The organism is Mumia sp. zg.B53 (genome assembly GCF_019550935.1).
Classification (GTDB): Bacteria; Actinomycetota; Actinomycetes; order Propionibacteriales; family Nocardioidaceae; genus Mumia.
Map to the genome: position 1 here is coordinate 101,717 of NZ_JAHWCK010000002.1, position 16,228 is coordinate 117,944.

Annotated in this window: 16 protein-coding genes; 6 read left to right on the top strand and 10 right to left on the bottom strand. The window is 71.8% G+C overall.

The genetic code is table 11. The features are described from left to right. Positions 1-8: 8 nt before the first annotated feature. Positions 9-842 (top strand): M14 family zinc carboxypeptidase, encoded by an 834-nt coding sequence (locus tag KV102_RS11615; protein ID WP_220346375.1) that lies wholly within the window; start codon positions 9-11, stop codon positions 840-842. A 9-nt stretch (positions 843-851) separates the two neighbouring features. Here KV102_RS11615 and KV102_RS11620 read toward each other — a convergent pair whose 3' ends face one another. Continuing rightward, positions 852-1,646, bottom strand: a complete 795-nt coding sequence (locus KV102_RS11620; protein ID WP_220343868.1) for an enoyl-CoA hydratase-related protein — start codon at positions 1,644-1,646, stop codon at positions 852-854. A gap of 100 nt (positions 1,647-1,746) precedes the next feature. On the opposite strand from KV102_RS11620, the gene KV102_RS11625 reads away from it, so the two are divergent. Both KV102_RS11625 and KV102_RS11630 read left to right on the top strand, forming a co-directional pair. Next, on the top strand, positions 1,747-1,908 hold the full coding sequence (locus KV102_RS11625; protein ID WP_139087699.1) for a DUF3117 domain-containing protein: 162 nt from the start codon (positions 1,747-1,749) through the stop codon (positions 1,906-1,908). Beyond that, positions 1,909-2,259 (top strand): hypothetical protein, encoded by a 351-nt coding sequence (locus KV102_RS11630; protein WP_220346376.1) that lies wholly within the window; start codon positions 1,909-1,911, stop codon positions 2,257-2,259. Positions 2,260-2,341: 82 nt separating this feature from the next. Here KV102_RS11630 and KV102_RS11635 read toward each other — a convergent pair whose 3' ends face one another. Together KV102_RS11635 and KV102_RS11640 are read right to left on the bottom strand one after the other, a co-directional pair. Then, on the bottom strand, positions 2,342-4,483 hold the full coding sequence (locus tag KV102_RS11635; protein WP_220346377.1) for an alpha/beta hydrolase: 2,142 nt from the start codon (positions 4,481-4,483) through the stop codon (positions 2,342-2,344). Between the two features lie 90 nt (positions 4,484-4,573). Then, positions 4,574-5,635: a class I SAM-dependent methyltransferase gene (locus KV102_RS11640; protein ID WP_220343871.1), complete on the bottom strand. Its 1,062-nt coding sequence runs from the start codon at positions 5,633-5,635 to the stop codon at positions 4,574-4,576. Between the two features lie 128 nt (positions 5,636-5,763). Here KV102_RS11640 and KV102_RS11645 point away from each other — a divergent pair, with 128 nt between their 5' ends. Further along, positions 5,764-8,526 (top strand): helix-turn-helix transcriptional regulator, encoded by a 2,763-nt coding sequence (locus KV102_RS11645; RefSeq protein WP_220346378.1) that lies wholly within the window; start codon positions 5,764-5,766, stop codon positions 8,524-8,526. 20 nt (positions 8,527-8,546) lie between these two features. Here the strand turns inward: KV102_RS11645 and KV102_RS11650 are convergent, their stop codons facing one another. Next, a complete protein-coding gene (locus KV102_RS11650; RefSeq protein WP_255559593.1) occupies positions 8,547-9,155 on the bottom strand; it encodes an O-methyltransferase in 609 nt (202 codons plus the stop codon). A gap of 243 nt (positions 9,156-9,398) precedes the next feature. Here KV102_RS11650 and sigE point away from each other — a divergent pair, with 243 nt between their 5' ends. Beyond that, positions 9,399-10,004 carry an RNA polymerase sigma factor SigE gene (gene sigE, locus KV102_RS11655; RefSeq protein WP_220343873.1) on the top strand — a complete coding sequence of 202 codons (606 nt, stop codon included), beginning with the start codon at positions 9,399-9,401 and terminating at the stop codon, positions 10,002-10,004. Further along, a complete protein-coding gene (locus tag KV102_RS11660) occupies positions 10,004-11,290 on the top strand; it encodes a zf-HC2 domain-containing protein (RefSeq protein ID WP_220343874.1) in 1,287 nt (428 codons plus the stop codon). The genes sigE and KV102_RS11660 overlap by 1 nt, the downstream gene beginning before the upstream one ends. Positions 11,291-11,329: 39 nt before the next feature. Here KV102_RS11660 and KV102_RS11665 read toward each other — a convergent pair whose 3' ends face one another. The 6 genes from KV102_RS11665 to KV102_RS11690 form a co-directional block, all read right to left on the bottom strand. After that, positions 11,330-11,659, bottom strand: coding sequence for a sec-independent translocase (locus KV102_RS11665; RefSeq protein ID WP_220343875.1), 330 nt, complete (start codon positions 11,657-11,659; stop codon positions 11,330-11,332). Positions 11,660-11,691: 32 nt separating this feature from the next. Beyond that, positions 11,692-12,837 (bottom strand): Mrp/NBP35 family ATP-binding protein, encoded by a 1,146-nt coding sequence (locus KV102_RS11670; RefSeq protein WP_220343876.1) that lies wholly within the window; start codon positions 12,835-12,837, stop codon positions 11,692-11,694. A 28-nt stretch (positions 12,838-12,865) separates the two neighbouring features. Continuing rightward, the gene (locus KV102_RS11675) at positions 12,866-13,408 is read right to left on the bottom strand and encodes a DUF1003 domain-containing protein (protein ID WP_220343877.1); all 543 of its coding nucleotides are present in this window, start codon (positions 13,406-13,408) and stop codon (positions 12,866-12,868) included. After that, complete coding sequence (locus KV102_RS11680) at positions 13,405-14,655, bottom strand: magnesium transporter MgtE N-terminal domain-containing protein (RefSeq protein ID WP_301021483.1); 1,251 nt, start codon at positions 14,653-14,655, stop codon at positions 13,405-13,407. The genes KV102_RS11675 and KV102_RS11680 overlap by 4 nt, the downstream gene beginning before the upstream one ends. A 95-nt stretch (positions 14,656-14,750) precedes the next feature. Then, a complete protein-coding gene (locus tag KV102_RS11685; RefSeq protein WP_220346379.1) occupies positions 14,751-15,533 on the bottom strand; it encodes a hypothetical protein in 783 nt (260 codons plus the stop codon). A 112-nt stretch (positions 15,534-15,645) separates the two neighbouring features. After that, a complete protein-coding gene (locus KV102_RS11690) occupies positions 15,646-16,197 on the bottom strand; it encodes a hypothetical protein (RefSeq protein ID WP_220343879.1) in 552 nt (183 codons plus the stop codon). Between the last annotated feature and the right edge of the window lie 31 nt (positions 16,198-16,228).

Sequence of the window (16,228 nt, forward strand, 5' to 3'; positions counted from 1 at the left end):
ATCGGCTCATGCGGACAGCAACGCGTGGCGCCCTCGCCGGCAGTGCCGTGGGCGCTGTCGCGCTGGCTCTCGTGGTCCCGTCGGCGGCCGAGGCGTCCGCCACGCGGTCGGTGCGGCAGGTCGTGCCGGACAGGACGGCTCCGTCGAGGGTCGCGGTGCCGGCACGCAGCCTCGCCGAGCCTCGTCCTGCGGTCGTCGAGCGGGTGGTGATCGGCCGCTCCCGCAGGGGCCGCCCGATCCTCGCGTTCCGGCTCGGTGACCCCGACGCGACCCGGTCGGCGGTCGTCATCGCGGCGATGCACGGCAACGAGCGCAAGCCCCAGACAATCCTCCGCACCCTTCGCGACGGTCGTCCGATCACCGGCCTCGACCTGTGGGTCGTCCCGAGTGCCAACCCCGACGGGGTCGCCCGCAAGGCGCGACGCAATGCCCGTGGTGTCGACCTCAACCGCAACTTCCCACGGCGCTGGAAGCGGTCCAGGCGCGGCGTCACCTGGTCGGGCCCGAGCGCGGCCTCCGAGCCGGAGACGCGCGCCATGATGCGGTTCCTCCGCCGGGTCGCCCCCGATCAGGTCGTCTCGTTCCACCAGCCTCTGTACGGGATCGACACCAGCGGGACCGGCAACCGCCCGCTCGCGCGGCGGCTCGCGAAGCACCTCAAGCTCCCCAGGAGGTCATTCTCCTGCGGGTCGGGCTGCTACGGGACGATGTCGCAGTGGTTCAACCACCGGCTCGACGGCCAGCTCGTCACGGTCGAGCTCGGGCGCAGTCCGTCGCGTGCCTACCTGACCCGGACCGCGCCGACCGGCCTCCTCAAGGCCCTCGGCGGCACGCGGCCCTGACGCCGCGGCTCAGCGGCCCACGAACGTGGGCTGCTCCTTGGCGAGGAAAGCCTTGACCGCGGTGCCGTGGTCCTCCGACGCACCGGTCAACGCCATCAACCGGGCCTCGTTGGTGAGCGACTCGGGCAAGGAGTGGGTGGCGGAGAACGCGAGCGCGCGCTTGAGGGAGGCGTACGCGAGCGTCGGGCCTGTGGCGAGGCGCTGGGCGAGGTCGGCGACCGCCTCGGAGAAGGCGTCGTCGGGCACGACCTGCGTCGCGAGACCGAGCGCCAGAGCCTCCTCGGCGCGGACCGTACGGGGCAGCAGGAGCAGCTCGGTGGCCTTCGGGAGGCCGACGAGCCGTTGCAGCGTCCACGACGCCCCAGTGTCCGCCGACAGCGCGATGCCGGCGAACGCGAGGTTGAACCCCGCGGACTCGGCGACGATCCGGAAGTCCGCGGCGAAGGCGATCGAGGCGCCCGCGCCGGCGGCGATCCCGTTGACGGCGGCGATCACCGGCTTGGGCATCGTGGTGATCGCGAGCACCATCGGGTTGAAGTGCTCCTCGACGGTGTTGCTGAGCTGGCCGCCCTCGCTCATCTTCGCGACGTGCTCCTTCAGGTCCTGACCGGCGCTGAAGGCCCGCCCCGAGCCCGTCAGAACCACGCACCGGACGGCTTCGTCGGCCGCCGCGGCGTGCAGGGAGTCACGGAACGCGACCTTGGTCAGATCGTCGAAGGAGTTGAGCACGTCGGGGCGCGACAGCGTGATCGTGGCGACGCCGTCGGCGACCTCGTAGGCGACGGCGGGGTGGGGTTCTGTCATGGCGTCAGTCTGCCGCATTCACTCCCGGCGGGGACGTGGGCGATAATGGACGCATTCAAGGTGCACGCGCCCGCGCTGCGCACGGAGGAGAGGGGAACGCATGGCGGCCATGAAGCCTCGGACCGGAGACGGTCCGCTGGAGGTCACCAAGGAAGGACGCTGCATCGTGATGCGGGTCCCGCTCGAGGGTGGAGGACGACTCGTCGTCGAGCTGACGAACGACGAGGCATCCAACCTGGGTGACGCCCTCAAGGCAGTCTGAGTGGGCTCCCAGCCCGGACTGACCGTCCGCTGGTCGTTGCGTGACGCCCCCGACGGCACGCTGGACCAGCTGAGGGCCTATGTCCGGGACACCTCCTACGACCGGTTCTCCGGCATGGACGGACTGGCGTTCAAGACCTGGCGTGCTCGTGAGGGCGCGTGGTTCGAGGGCGTGTACGTGTTCGTCGACGACGCTGCTCGTGCTGCCTTCCAGGAGTCGTTCGCCGCCACCGCGGCCTCGGCACCCGGATCGCAGATCGTCGGGAGCGCGCCGGAGCTGATCGAGGAGTGCGAGGTCGTCGCGATCGCGGAAGGCGCTGCGGGCTTCAGGCCCACCCCGTCCTTCGCCTGATCGGTCGAGGTGCCCGCCGCAGGCCACCGACGTCGCCCTGGGCGGCGCCGTGGGTCTGCGGCGGGAACCTCGTACGCGTTGCTCAGAGGAGGTCGGCCAGGTGGCCCGCCGCCCGTTCGGCGCCGTCGCTCTCCACGGGCGGACCCGACGGTCGGCGCCGTGCCTCGGCGACCAGCGTCGACGTGAGCTGGTCCGGGTCGCACGCCTGCTCGTACGCCAGTCGCCGGCCCGCGGCGTACTGCGCGAGCCGGTGCGTCACGTGGACGTTCTGCTCGAAGTGGTGGCGCAGCGGCACGAAGACGAACGGCACGCGTTGTGCCGTCAGCTCCATGCAGGTGGTCAGCCCGCCCTGGACGAGCGCCACGTCGGCCGCCCCGAGGTGCCGGTGAAGGTCCGGCACGAAGCCCCGCACGTCCACGCCACGGAGGCGAGGGAGCGTACGAGGGTCGATCCGGGGTCCGGTCACCACGAGGAACCGTAGGCGCGGCTCCTCGCGACGGATCCGCGGGACCGCGTCGAGCACCCGACGCAGCAGGTGGTGCCCCACCGCAGAGCCCCCGACGGTGACGACGCAGAGCAGCTCGTCGGCCTCGAGGCCGAGCTCGGTGCGGACGGCGGCCCGTCCGATCGGGCCCACCGGCTCGAACCCGGTGACGTACCCCGTGAAGGCGAAGTGCGCCCCGGTCCACTCCCGGATGCCGGGCAGACCCGGACCGAAGGGCTCCGTGATCACGTCGGCAGGGTTGCCGACGAAGAGCGACCGGTCACGCACACGTTCGAGCCGAGCACGCTGCTCGAGCATCTCGGCGTTGTAGTCGGCGGTCAGCGCCGCCTCCTCCGCGCCGCCGTCGGGCAGCGGGACCCAGCCTACGAAGTCGGTCAGCCACGCATACGCGAACCGCTTGAGCTGAGGGTTCTCGTGCAGGAAGTGGTCGACGTCCCACGCCTCGTCGCCGACTACGAGATCGTACGGTTCCTCGCTCACCACGTCGTCGAAGACGCCGAAGTTCGCCACCAGGATCTCGTCCATCCGACGGATCGCCTGGAAGGCGTGCAGGTCGTGCTCGCCGGCCTCGTCCTCGACGTGGGCGCACTCGCTCGCGAGAAGGGACGATGCCGGGTGGACGCGCTCGCCGGCGCGCTCCAGGACGCCGGTGGCCGGGGACTGGGTGAGCCAGTCGACGTGGAGGTCGGGGTGGCGCTCGCGCAGTGCGTCGGCGATCGCGAGGTCGCGTCGCACGTGACCGAGGCCGATCGGCGAGGTCAGGAAGAGCGCCCGCCGTCGGCGCCCTCGCGGCGGGGTCCACCTCCGCCGCACAGCCGGCTCCGCAGAAGGCCAGAGTCGACCGAGGAACTCGCCGATGGCCCGGTTGACGGCGACCGGTTCACGCGTGTGGGGGGCGTGCCCGCCGCCGGACACGGCGAACAGTGATGCCCCCGTCCTCTCGGCGAGCGCCTCCGCCTCGGCGAAGGGGCGGATGTGATCCTCCTCGCCGTGGATGACGAGAGCCGGGAGGTCGACCTGCGTGATGCTCTGCGTGAACTCGGGACGACGGCACACCGTCCGCGCGAGCTCGGTGTCGACGAGACGCTCGGGCCCGATGTCGTGTCCCCAGGCCACACAGTCCTCGATCTTCTTGGTCGAGTGCGGCTCGGTGTACATCTGCCCGAAGAAGAACCTGAGGAAGGCGTCGTAGTCGCCGTGGAGCCAGTTGTCGCGGCTGAAGGACGCCCACCCCGGCGGTGCCGGGCCGTCGCGCGGGTCGGCGAGGAACGCGTGCTGCTCCCGCTCCGGATGACCCGGCACCAGACCGAGTGCGGAGCCGATTGCGATGATCCCGGCCACCTGCTCCGGTGCTTCGCACGCCAGCGCGAACGACCAGGCCACGCCGCAGGAGAACCCGGCCACCGCCACGGCCTCGGTCACCGTCGGGTCGCGGCGTGTGCGGTCCAGCACCGCCAGGGCGTCGGCCACGAACTCGCCGTCGGCGTACGGCTCCGGCCCCACCGGACGGTCGGAGCCGCCGGAGCCACGGCCGTCGAAGGTCACCACCCGGAATCGACGTGCCAGGTACGGCACCTGCGCCTTCCACGAGCGCGACGGGATGATCGACCAGGTCGGCATCAACAGGACGGTGTGCGGAGCGTCGCCGAACACCTCGTACGCGATGCGCACCCCGTCGCGCACCACGACGCCGTCGCTGTCGGGTTCCCTCGCGCGCATCGTCCCTCCGTCGGTGGGCCGTCGCCCCCAGTCTGCGCCCGCAGGTGGGTGCGACGGCCCTTGGTTGTCGTCCCCGTGGGTGCGCAGACGTCACTTCCGGACGGCGAGCACCCTGTTGAACGGCGTCTCCGCCACCGAGTCGAAGCCCGTGAAGCCGGCGGCGGCGGTGATCTCGCGGATCTTCGCCGGACCCGCCTGGGTGCCGATCGCCAGCCCGACGTCCTGGGACAGCGAGGCGGGCGTGCACAGCAGCGTCGAGAACCCGTAGTAGGCGCGACCGACAGGCGTCAGGTTGTCCTCGACCCGGTCGCCGGCCATCGGCTCGACGATCATCCAGACGCCGTCGTCGGCCAGCATGTGGTGCACGTGCCGAGCGGCACCGACCGGGTCGCCCATGTCGTGCAGCGCGTCGAACGTCGTGACGACGTCGTACGCCTCGTCACCGAGGTGCTGGGCCGACGTCACCTCGAAGGTCGCCCGGTCGGACACCCCTGCGGCCGCGGCCCGCTGACGGGCGACGTCGATCGAGGCCGCGTGGTAGTCCGAGCCCACGAACGTGGAGCTGGGGTACCCCTCGGCCATCAGGATCGTGGAGGCGCCGTGACCGCAGCCGATGTCGGCGACGCGGGCGCCCTCCCGGAGCTTGTCCGCCACACCCGCGGCGGGAAGCCACGCATCGACGAGGTAGGCCAGGTAGCTGGGCCGGAAGAACCGTTCGCAGCCGTCGTGCACGTCACCGTTGTGCTCGTGCCAGCCGACCCCCGCGTCGTCCCGCGCCGCCTCGACGACGCGCTGGGAGTCGGCCACCGTGCCGAGCGCGATCTGGAAGAGACCGGGCAGGAAGGCCGGACTCGACTCGTCGGTGAGCGCGACGGCGTGCTCTGCCGGGAGCACATACCGCCCGGTGTCGGGCTCGTAGCGGACGAAGGAGCCTGCCGCCTGGGCATTGAGCCACTCGCGCGCGTACGGGAGAGCCGTACCGGTCCGCTCGGCGAGCTCCGCAGGCGTGAGCGCGCCACCGTCGGCCAGCGCCCGGTAGTAGCCGAGCTTGTCGCCCAGGACCACGAGCGCCGCGTTGAGCGTCGCACCGACCTCGTCCACGGCTCGGAAGACGAAGGACATCAGGACGTCCTCGTCGATCTGTGCAGTCATGTCACCCTCCTCGGTGATCCGTCGATGCCCGCGACGCTAGGGATCGGGGGCGTGTCGCCGCATCCGGTGACCCCCCTGGTTCGTCAATCCCGCGGCTGTAGGCCCCCCGGGTGACTAGCCTCGGGAGCATGCTCGTCGGACGAGCGCGTGAGTGCGCCGCGATCGGCGCGCTGGTGGCGCGAGCACGCGGCGGTGCCAGCGGTGCTGTCGTCGTCGTGGGCGAGGCCGGGATCGGCAAGTCCACCCTGCTCCTGCAGGCCAGGGAAGCAGCCGGTTCCGGCGTCCAGGTCCTCGCGACGGCAGGAGCCGAGCCCGAGCGCGACCTGCCGTTCGCCGGGCTCGCGCAGCTCCTGCGGCCGCTGCTCGGCCACCTCGGCGCCTTGCCGGCCGTGCAGGCGGACGCGCTCGCACAGGCGCTCGCCCTCCGTCCGGGAGGTACGGGGGAGGCGCCCGCTCGCGCCGGGGAGCGTTTCGTGATCTCCGCGGCGACGCTCGGGCTGATCAGCCGGGCAGCCGAGGAACGCCCCCTCCTTCTGCTCGTCGACGACCTCCATCACCTCGACCGCCCCTCCGTCGACGCGATCCTCTTCACCGCCCGACGGCTCCTCACCGACGCGGTCGCGGTGGTGCTCGCGACGCGACCGGGTGCTGCCGTCGGTGAGCTTGTGGCCGACCTCGACCGTCTCGAGGTTGGTGGACTCAGCCGCGAGGAGTGTGACGCGCTCGTCGTATCCCGCGGGCTCTCGGCCACGCAGGCCGAGCGCCTGCACGCCGTGAGCGAGGGCAATCCGCTCGCTGCCCTCGAGATGGTGCGTACGCCGGACCTGCTGGCGCGGGATCTCGGCGAGATCCCGGTGCCGCGACTCATCGAGGAGGCGTTCACCGGCCGTCTCGGCAGCCTGCCGCCCCTCGCACGCACCGCACTCACCGTCGCGGCGCTGGCGGGCGACGTCGACCTCACGACGCTGGGCCGGGCGTGCGCTACGGCCGGGAGCGACCTCGCGCACCTCGCCGATGCCGAGCAGGCGGAGCTGGTCGACCTGGGGCTCGACCGTGTCCGGTTCCGGCACCCGCTCATGCAGGCGTCGCTGGTGCAGGCCACGGCGCCACCTTTGCGGCGGCAGCTGCACCGGATCATCGCCGACGCGCTCCCCACCGGCGACCTCGACCGGCGGGCGCAGCACCTCTCGGCGGCGACGATCGGCCCCGACGGAGAGGCGGCCGCGGTGCTCGACGCGGCGACCGCGTCCGCGGCACGGCGTCGCGCATACGCGGTGGCGTCGCAGTGGGGCGAGCGGGCAGCGCACGCGAGCGAGGACCCGGAGGAGCGCACCCGGCGACTCGCGCTCGCCGGCGAGCACGCCTGGCTCGGGGGCCTGGCCGACCGCGCCCTGGAGATCTTCGGGGAGGCGGTCGCGGGTGCTCCCACAGGGCCGGCCCGTCGACGCGCGCTGGCGCTGCGGGGGGTGGTGGGTGCGCGGTGCGGCTCGTTGGTCGAGGCGCGCGCCCTCCTCCTGGAGGCGTCGGGTCCGGTCGCCGCCGACGACCCCGACCTCGCGGTGGTGCTGCTGGCGGAGGCGGTGTATCTGTGCGTGTACCTCTGTGACGGCGCCGGAGCGCGCACGGTCGTCGCCCGGCTCGACGCGCTGCGGGAGACGGCCACCGCACCCCGCAGCCGGCTGCTCGGCGACCTCGCCGCGGGCATCGGGCGGCTGATGACCGGTGACGGCGAGGCGGGCGCCACCCAGATGCGCCGTGCCGTGGCCGCGGCGGGAACGGGAGATCTGATCGACGATCCCCGGTGGCGGGGGTGGCTGCTGCTCCCGCCGATCTGGCTGCGCGACTCCGGCGACTCGCGGGCCCTGGTCGACGCGGTGGTCCTCGACGCACGTGAGCGCGCGGCGCTGGGGACGCTGCCATTCCTGCTCTTCCACGCCGCGCGCGACGATGCGACGACGGACCGGTGGACGTCGGCGGAGGGGGCCTACCGCGAGGCCATCGCGCTGGCGCGCGAATCCGGCCAGCGCACCGACGAGGCGATCTCCCGCGCCGGACTCGCGTGGCTGCTCGCGCGTCGCGGGTGCGAGGACGAGATGCGGGCCGAGTCACAGGAGGCGGAGCGTCAGTGCGTGCGGAGCAGACTCAACTTCGGCAGGGCCTGGCTCCGCTTCGCGGCGGGCGACCTCGCGGCCGGCCTCGGCCGGTACGAGGAGGCGGTCGAGCACTTTCGTGCGCAGCAGTCGCTCGTACGCCGCTTCCGCGTCGTCGACGCCGACCTGTCTCCGGCCCCCGAGCTGGTGGAGTGCCTCGTCCGTGTCGGTGACCTGGACGGTGCCCGTGCTGAGGCGTCCGCGTTCGCCCTGCTCGCCGACACCAAGGGTCAGCCGTGGTCACGAGCCCGCGCGCACCGGGCCCTGGCGCTCGCCGGCGTGACGCCGGACGCGCGGTTCGCCGCCGCTCTCGTGGAGCACGCCCACAGCCCGGACGCGTACGAGCGGGCGCGCACCCAGCTCGCGTTCGGGGCACACCTGCGCCGCACGCGGCGGCGCAGCGAGGCGCGTGAGCACCTCAGGGAGGCGCTCACCACGTTCGACCGCCTGGCCGCCGCCCCGTGGGCCGCGCAGGCCTCCGCGGAGCTCGCCGCGACCGGTGAGCGGGTGCAGCGGCGCGCGCCGGGGGCGGAGCAGCCCCTGACCCCGCAGGAGCTGCAGGTGGCCCGTCTCCTCGGCGAGGGACGGACGACACGAGAGGCAGCGGCGGCACTCTTCCTGAGTCCGAAGACGGTGGAGTACCACCTGCGGCACGCCTACATCAAGCTCGGGATCTCCTCGCGTGCGGAGCTGGCTGCGAGGCTGAGCGAGGATGCCGAGCTCCGCGCCCCGGCAGGGTGAGCGGCGGCTGGTCGAGAGATCTAGCTCCGGACCTGGGCCACGAGCAGGCCGTCCCCGACGGGGAGCAGCGCCGGCATGAACCGGTCGTCGTCGAGCAGCGAACGGCCGATCTCGCGGACCGCGACGGTGTCCTCGTCGCGTCGCGCCGGGTCGGCCACCCGGTCGTGCCACAGCGCGTTGTCGAACGCGAGGACGCCGCCGGGACGCAACAGGCGCACCGCCTCCTCGACGAAGAGGGGGTAGTCGCGCTTGTCGGCATCGACGAACACCAGGTCGTACCCGCCGTCGGCCAGGCGGGGAAGCACCTCCAGCGCGGAGCCGGAGATGAGACGGAACCGGTTGGAGGCGATCCCGGCTTCGGTCAGGGTCGTGCGCGCGAGCCGCTGGTGCTCGGCCTCCCGGTCCACGGAGGTCAGGACGCCGTCCGGGCGCATGCCGCGCAGCAGCCACAGGCTGGAGACACCCGTACCCGTCCCGACCTCGACGACCGCGCCAGCGTTCGCGACCCCCGCCAGCAGACGCAGTGCCGCGCCGCCACCCGGGCCGATGGGCACCACGCCGACCTCGTCCGCCCGGGCACGGCCGTTCTGCAGCGGCTCGTCCTCGACGACGAACTCCTCGGCGTACAACCAGCTCTGCGGCGTGATCGCGGTGGCGATGACGAACTCCTCTCACAGGCCGGGAATCCCGGCACCTGGGCCACAGCCTAAGGCATGGGAGAGGGGTCGCCGCGGACGTCAGCACGCGCCTCGCCGGTGCCGTGAAAGCTCGTGCGACTCGGCATCATGGGGAACGTCCAGGTCCGTCTCATCGTTGTCTCAGTTTGTTGGTAGACGATAGTTGTCCGACCAACACAGGAGGTCGTCAGACAGATGGGCACGACCACGCAGGACGCCGGCACGCAGACCCACGACCAGAACGGGGTCGGTACCTGGGAGGAGATCGTGGAGCAGCACTCCGCGCGCGTCTTCCGGCTCGCCTACCGGCTGACGGGCAACCAGCACGACGCCGAGGACCTCACCCAGGAGGTCTTCATCCGTGTGTTCCGCTCGCTCGACTCCTTCAAGCCCGGCTCGTTCGAAGGATGGATCCACCGGATCACCACCAACCTCTTTCTCGACCGCGTCCGCCGGAAGTCGAAGTTTCGGTTCGACCGGTTCGGCGAGGGCGCCGAGGAGAGGCTGACCGCCACCGACCCGTCGCCGGAGAGGGCCTGGTCCGACGCGAGCCTCGACGCGGACGTCGAGACCGCGCTCGCCTCGCTGCCGGAGGAGTTCCGCGTCGCCGTGGTCCTGTGCGACATCGAGGGTCTGTCCTACGAAGAGATCGCCGACGTCCTCGGCGTCAAGCTCGGGACGGTCCGCTCGCGGATCCACCGCGGGCGCAAGCAGCTCCGTACGGCGCTGGAGCACCGTGCCCCGTCCGGAGCGCGTACACGGTTCGCAGGCCCTCTCGACCCGGCGGTGGCACCCCGCTGATGGCACACCTGGGAGATCGCGTCGCGGCGTACGTCGACGGACAGCTGCCCGTCGACGAGGCCGCGCGCGCGGACGCTCATCTGGCGGCCTGTGACGAGTGCTTCGAGGCCGTCCTGGCCCAGCGTGCCCTCAAGCGGCGCATGACCGGCCTGTGCACGCCTCCGTCCCCCTCCTCGACGTTCCTCTCGGCCCTCTCCGACCCAGCGCGGCTCGCTGCCGCCGCTCCGCCGTCGCGGCTGCACCTGATCTTCGACCACGTCGTGGTCCGTGTCGGCATCGCGGCCACCGGGGCCTCGGCGGTGCTCGCCGGCATCGCCTACGCGGTGGGCGCACCCGCCACCCCGGCCGACACCGTGGCTCCGCCCGTCGAGCAGTTCGTAGCCCAGTTCCGCGGCGAGGCCGACCCGATCCAGCAGAGCGTCGGCGCCGTGGGCGGCTCTCCGAGCGACGTGGCGCTGGTGGTCGCGCCCGGCCACGCCGTCGTGCCCACCCGGAGCGACTCGACGGAGGCCGTGTCGCTCCTCGAGGAGGCCCTCGGCTCGTCGGTGAGCGTGCGGCTGCTCGCCAACCGCTACGATCTCTCCGTCATCCGTTCGAGGCCAGGCAGGTCGGAGGTCATCGCCGCCGACGACGGCCGCCGTGTCGCCGCATACGTGATCGAGGACGCCGACGGACGTCTGCGCCAGGTCGTGCGATACGCCCAGCAGGAGATCGCCGATCCCGTCTTCCGCGCTGTCCGGCCGGTGCCGCGGACCGAGGGCATCCCGGTGCACGAGGCATCCGCTCCGCTCCAGGAGACCGGACGCGTCGCCGCAGACGACCTCGCCACCGAGCACGGGGTGCAGATCGACACCGCCACGATCGACCGCCTTGCCATGACCGGCTGGCCGTGTCACGACCGCCTCGGACGGTCCCTCGAGCGGGTCGGCGCCCGGTGGGTCGACCTCTCCGGGGACAAGGGCATCGCCCTGACCTACACCGACGGCCGGTCCACGGTGACCGTCTACGAGCAGAACGGCGCCCTCGACCGCGACGCGGTGTCGGGCTTCGCGCGCCACGACGTGGGCGACGCGGAGGTCTGGGTGCGGGAGGGGACACCGTCGGTCGCCACCTGGGACTACGACGGCATCGTGTTCACCGTCGTCACCGACGCGCCCGCCTCGCGCCTGCGCGACGTGATCGCCGACCTCCCCCAGCAGCCGCACCGCAACGGGATGCTGGACCGGGTCCGTACGGGGTTGGAGCGACTGACTGCCTGGACGACGCCCGGCTCCCGCGACGCCTGAGAGACTCAGGCCCCGCCAGCGGCGCACAGCCCGCAGGCCCTAGGTCGCGTCGACGTCGAACGGAGCCGGCTCGCCGGGCTCGAGGGGGCGGGACGTCGCTCGGGAGGAGGGGTTGGACGTCGGATCGTCGTCGTCCAGCGTGCCCTTCATCATCTCGCGCGGGTCGAGGCCCCGTATGTCGTCTCGCAGCGAGGTGAAGTCGTCGCCCATCTCTCGCTGGAGGTCGGCCTTGGCGTTGTCGGCCATCTGCCGGACCGTGCGGACGAGGCGGCCGAGCTGCCGTGCGAACTCCGGCAGGCGCTCAGGTCCGAAGACGAGGACCGCGACGATCACGATCACCGCCATCTCCGCCACGCCGACGTCGAACATGCGCGAAGCCTAGCCGCAGGCCGGCGGAGACGTCAGCGGCCGGTCGGGGAGAGCCCGAGCTGCATCCCGGCGAGTCCGCGGGAGCGGCCGGACAGCGTCGAGGCGACCTGCTTGAGCACCTTGGCTGCAGGGCTGTCGGGTGCCTCCTCCACGATGGCCACGCCGGTGTCTCCGCTGATGCGCATCTGCTGGTCGAGCGGGATCTGTCCGAGGAGCGGGACGTCGTAGCCGAACCGGGCGCTCAGCGTCGCGGCGACGGTCTCGCCTCCACCCGAGCCGAAGATCTCCATCCGGTCGCCGTTGGGCAGCTCGAGCCACGACATGTTCTCGATCACGCCGACCACGCGCTGGTGCATCATCGACGCCATGGTCCCCGCACGCTCGGCGACCGAGGCAGCGGCGTCCTGCGGCGTGGTGACCACCACGACCTCCGCGTTGGGGAGATGCTGGCCGAGGCTGATCGCCATGTCGCCGGTGCCCGGCGGGAGGTCGAGCAGCAGCGCGTCGAGGTCGCCCCAGTAGACGTCGGAGAGCATCTGCACGAGCGCACGGTCGAGCATGGGGCCGCGCCAGGCGACGACCTGGTCCTTGCGCGGCTTGAGCATGCCGATGCTCATGACCTGCATGCCGCGGACCGGCACCGGCATGATCATGTCCTCGACCTGGGTCGGGCGGGCGTCGCCGACACCGAGCATGTCCGGGATCGAGTGGCCGTAGATGTCGGCGTCGACGATGCCGACCTTGAGACCCTGAGCGGCGAGGGCTGCGGCGAGGTTGACGGTGACCGACGACTTGCCCACACCGCCCTTGCCGGACGCGATCGCGTACACCTTCGTGAGGGACCCGGCGGCGGCGAACGGGATCTCCCGCTGCGTCTGCCCACCGCGCAGCACCTCTTGGAGGTTCTTGCGCTGGTCCTCGTTCATGACACCCATGTCGACGCGGACGTCGGTGACGCCGGGCACCTTCGTCACCGCGGCGGTGATGTCGCGGTTCAGCGTGTCCTTGAGTGGGCAGCCGGCGACGGTGAGGAGGAGCCTGACGGTGACGGAGCCTCCGTCGATGTCGACGCCCTCCACCATGCCGATCTCGGTGATCGGACGACGGATCTCGGGATCGTTGACGGTCGACAGCGCCTGGTTGACGGCGTCGGGGTTCACCAGGGTCTCAGCGGGCATGTCATCGATGCTACGTGCGCCCTGGCAATCACAAGGGCGTCGGGTCGGGCTGACCGTCTGCCGCCTCGTCCGGCGACGACCTGACCCGGTCCTCGATGTCGTCGACCAGCCCTCGCAGCTCCGAGCGCAGGAAGTCTCGGGTGGCCACCTCGCCGAGGGCCAGACGGAGGCTCGCGACCTCCCGGGCGAGGAACTGCGTGTCCTCGTGCGACCGGGCCGACTGCTCCCGGTCCTGCTCCTGGGTGACCCTGTCACGGGCCTCCTGACGGTTCTGCGCGAGCAGGATCAGGGGAGCGGCGTACGAGGCCTGCAGCGACAGGATCAGGGTCAAGAAGATGAAGGGGAACGGGTCGAAGCGCAAGGAGTCCGGGCTCAGGCTGTTCCAGAGCAGCCAGGCCGCCACGAACACCGTCATCCACGCGATGAAGGTCGCCGTCCCCATGAACCGCGCGAACCCCTCGGCGAACCGGCCGAAGGTCTCCGCGTCCACCCGGCGGCGCCGGCTGCGGCTCCAGCGGTTGGGATCGCGGGGCTGGTCGAGCCGCACCCGGCGGTCGTCGCGGTCGCTCATAGCGCTCCCTCCGGCTCCTGGTCGCGCCAGCCCTCCGGCAGCAGCTCGTCGAGGACGTCGTCGACCGTGATGGCCCCCACCAGGTGGTGGGAGTCGTCGACGACGGGGCAGGCGACGAGGTTGTACGCCGCGAGGATACGAGCCACCTCGTGCAGCGACGTGTCGGGCCGCGGCCAGTCGATGTCGTTCACCGCGATCGCACCGACCAGCGACGAGGGCGGCTCGCGCAGCAGGTGCTGGAAGTGCACCACCCCGAAGAAACGTCCCGTCGGCGTCTCGAGCGGCGGCCGCGCCACGTAGACCAGCGCGGCCAGCGAGGGCGACATCTCGGGCTCCCGGATGCGGGCGAGGGCCTCGGCCAGGGTGGCGTCCGGCGGGAGGATGACCGCGTCGGAGGTCATCAGGCCACCCGCCGTGCCCTCCTCGTAGTCCATCAGCCGGCGGACGTCCTCGGCGTCCTCGGGCTCCATCAGCGCGAGCAGCGCCTCCGCGGTGTCCATCGGCAGCGTGGCGATGACGTCGGCCGCGTCGTCGGGAGACATCTCCTCCAAGACGTCGGCCGCGCGCTCGGGGTGGAGGCGGCCGAGGATCTCGACCTGGGCGATCTCGGGCATCTCCTCGAGCACGTCGGCGAGCCGCTCGTCGTCGAGCTCGGCCGCGATCTGCGTCCGCCGCAGGACCGGCAGCTCCCGCAGCGCGTTGGCGAGGTCGGCCGGGCGCATCTCGTCCATGGTCGCGAGGAGGTGGGTGGCGCCCTGCGAGGGCTGCTCGCCGGCGAGATCGGCGACGTCGCCCCAGTCGACGACGACGCCGTGGCCACGCCGTCCGAAGCGGGCGCTGCGGCTGCGCACGGCGACGTCGGAGAGATACCAGTCCTTGGTGCGGTCCTGCTCCATCGCGACGTCGTAGACCACGACCCCGTCGAGGTTCTGAGACGGCACCCGCACCTTGCGGTCGAAGAGCTCACCGAACACGAGCGTCTCGGTCTGGCGCTGCTCGAAGCGGCGCAGGTTGAGGACGCCCGTGGTGATGATCTGGCCGCCCTCGAGCGACGTCACCCGTGTCATCGGGAGGAAGACGCGCCGACGACCGAGCACCTCGATCACCAACCCCAGCACCCGGGGGAGGCGGCCTGCGCTGCGCTGCGTGACGACGACGTCGCGCAGCTTGCCCACCTGGTCCCCAGCGGGGTCGAAGACAGAGTGCCCGGCCAGCCTGGCGAGAAAGATCCGGCTCGTCGAGGTCACGGGGGTCAGCCTAGCGGCGTCCGGGCAGGAGGCCGGACGTACGACGCCCCGCCACCGCGGCGCGGTGACGGGGCGTCGGAGGCCTGAGTGTCAGGTCAGAGCTTGATGGTGCCGCGGCTGTAACCACCCTGGACGGTCTTGGTCGCGGGGATCTTGAGGCGGTACTTGGCGCGCTTGGACGAGTAGAAGGTGAAGCCGGCCTTGCCCTTGCGGTTGAGGCGCAGCGCCTTCTTCTTCTTCCACTTGCCCTTCTTGACCTGGACGACGACCTTCTTGCCGCGGTACGGCTTCCAGCCGGTCGGGCTGTAGTAGCGGACCCCGACCTTCACCTTCTTCTTCGAGCCGGTGCTCTTGATGGAGATGACGTTGCGGTACTTGAGGTTGCCCTCGATCGCCGACTTGACGGTGAAGTAGCCTCCGGCGGTCGCGTCGGTGTAGGCGAACGTGCTGCCGTCCGTGCGGCCACCGGTGATGGCGACGTTCGCGACACGGAAGGTGCCGCGACCCCATCCGGACCGGAAGGTGAGGTAGCCGCTGCCCGTGGAGGAGCTCAGGGAGACGGTGCCCACGCGGGTCGAACCGCGGTAGACGTTCGCCGTCATCGAGAAGTAGGAGACGTTCGGGCCGACCTGGCCGGTCACGCCGACGTCAAGCCCCTTGGTCTTGTAGTTGATGTAGGCGCTCTGCGCGGCGATCGAGACGATGTCGACCGGACGCTCCGGCGTCGGCGCGGCGGCCGCGCTCACACTGGCCGAACCAAAGCTGGTGGGCTTCGGCGCGGCTGCGGCGGAGGGGGCAGCGGACGCGAACGCGAGGCCGGAGAACGCGAGCGCGCCACCGGCCACGACGGCGGCGGCCCGCTTGAGAGGCGAGTTCACTGAGGTAGCCTTCCTGGGCAGACGAAGGGTGCGACAGGAACATAACTCATGGGCGGTCCACCCGTCGGGGCTTCGGCCATGGTGGTGGCTTCAACTATTTTGCGGCCCCGACTCAGGCCTCGGAAGACCCCGAGAGGCGAGGGGCGCGACGCTGGCGGTGCAGGGCGAAGGGGCGGCTGCGGACCGTACGCGCCGGCGACTCCAGCGGCTGCTCGCGCTGCGCCCTGTCGTCGAGGTGCCCGGGGGAGGACAACAGCTCCATCGGGCGGAGGCGTACGACGACGCACTCGCGCGCCCACCGGGCCACGGCCTCGTCAGCCTCGAACAGGTTGAGGCGGTCCGCAGCGAGCACCGCCGTGACCTCCTCCCACTCGGGGTGGTCGGGACTGATCTCCTCGACGGACGCGCTGACCCTCGCGACCTGCGCCCGGGTCGACTTCGCGCGCAGGTCGAGGACGACCTCGCGCTCGTCCCGGATCCCTGGCAGCGGCTGCTCGTCCCCGCCGGCGACGACGCAGACGGCGTCCTCGTGCCAGACGTGCCAGACCGGGTGCCAGGCGTCGGCGTACACGATCCAGAGCAGGCCCGACTTCTTCGCCACCTCGGCCACGAAGGCCCGGCGGAACAGCGCGTCGAAGTCGCCTGCCGGCTCGCTGGGGTCCATGCCCGACAGCATAGGACGGGGATCGTCTGCG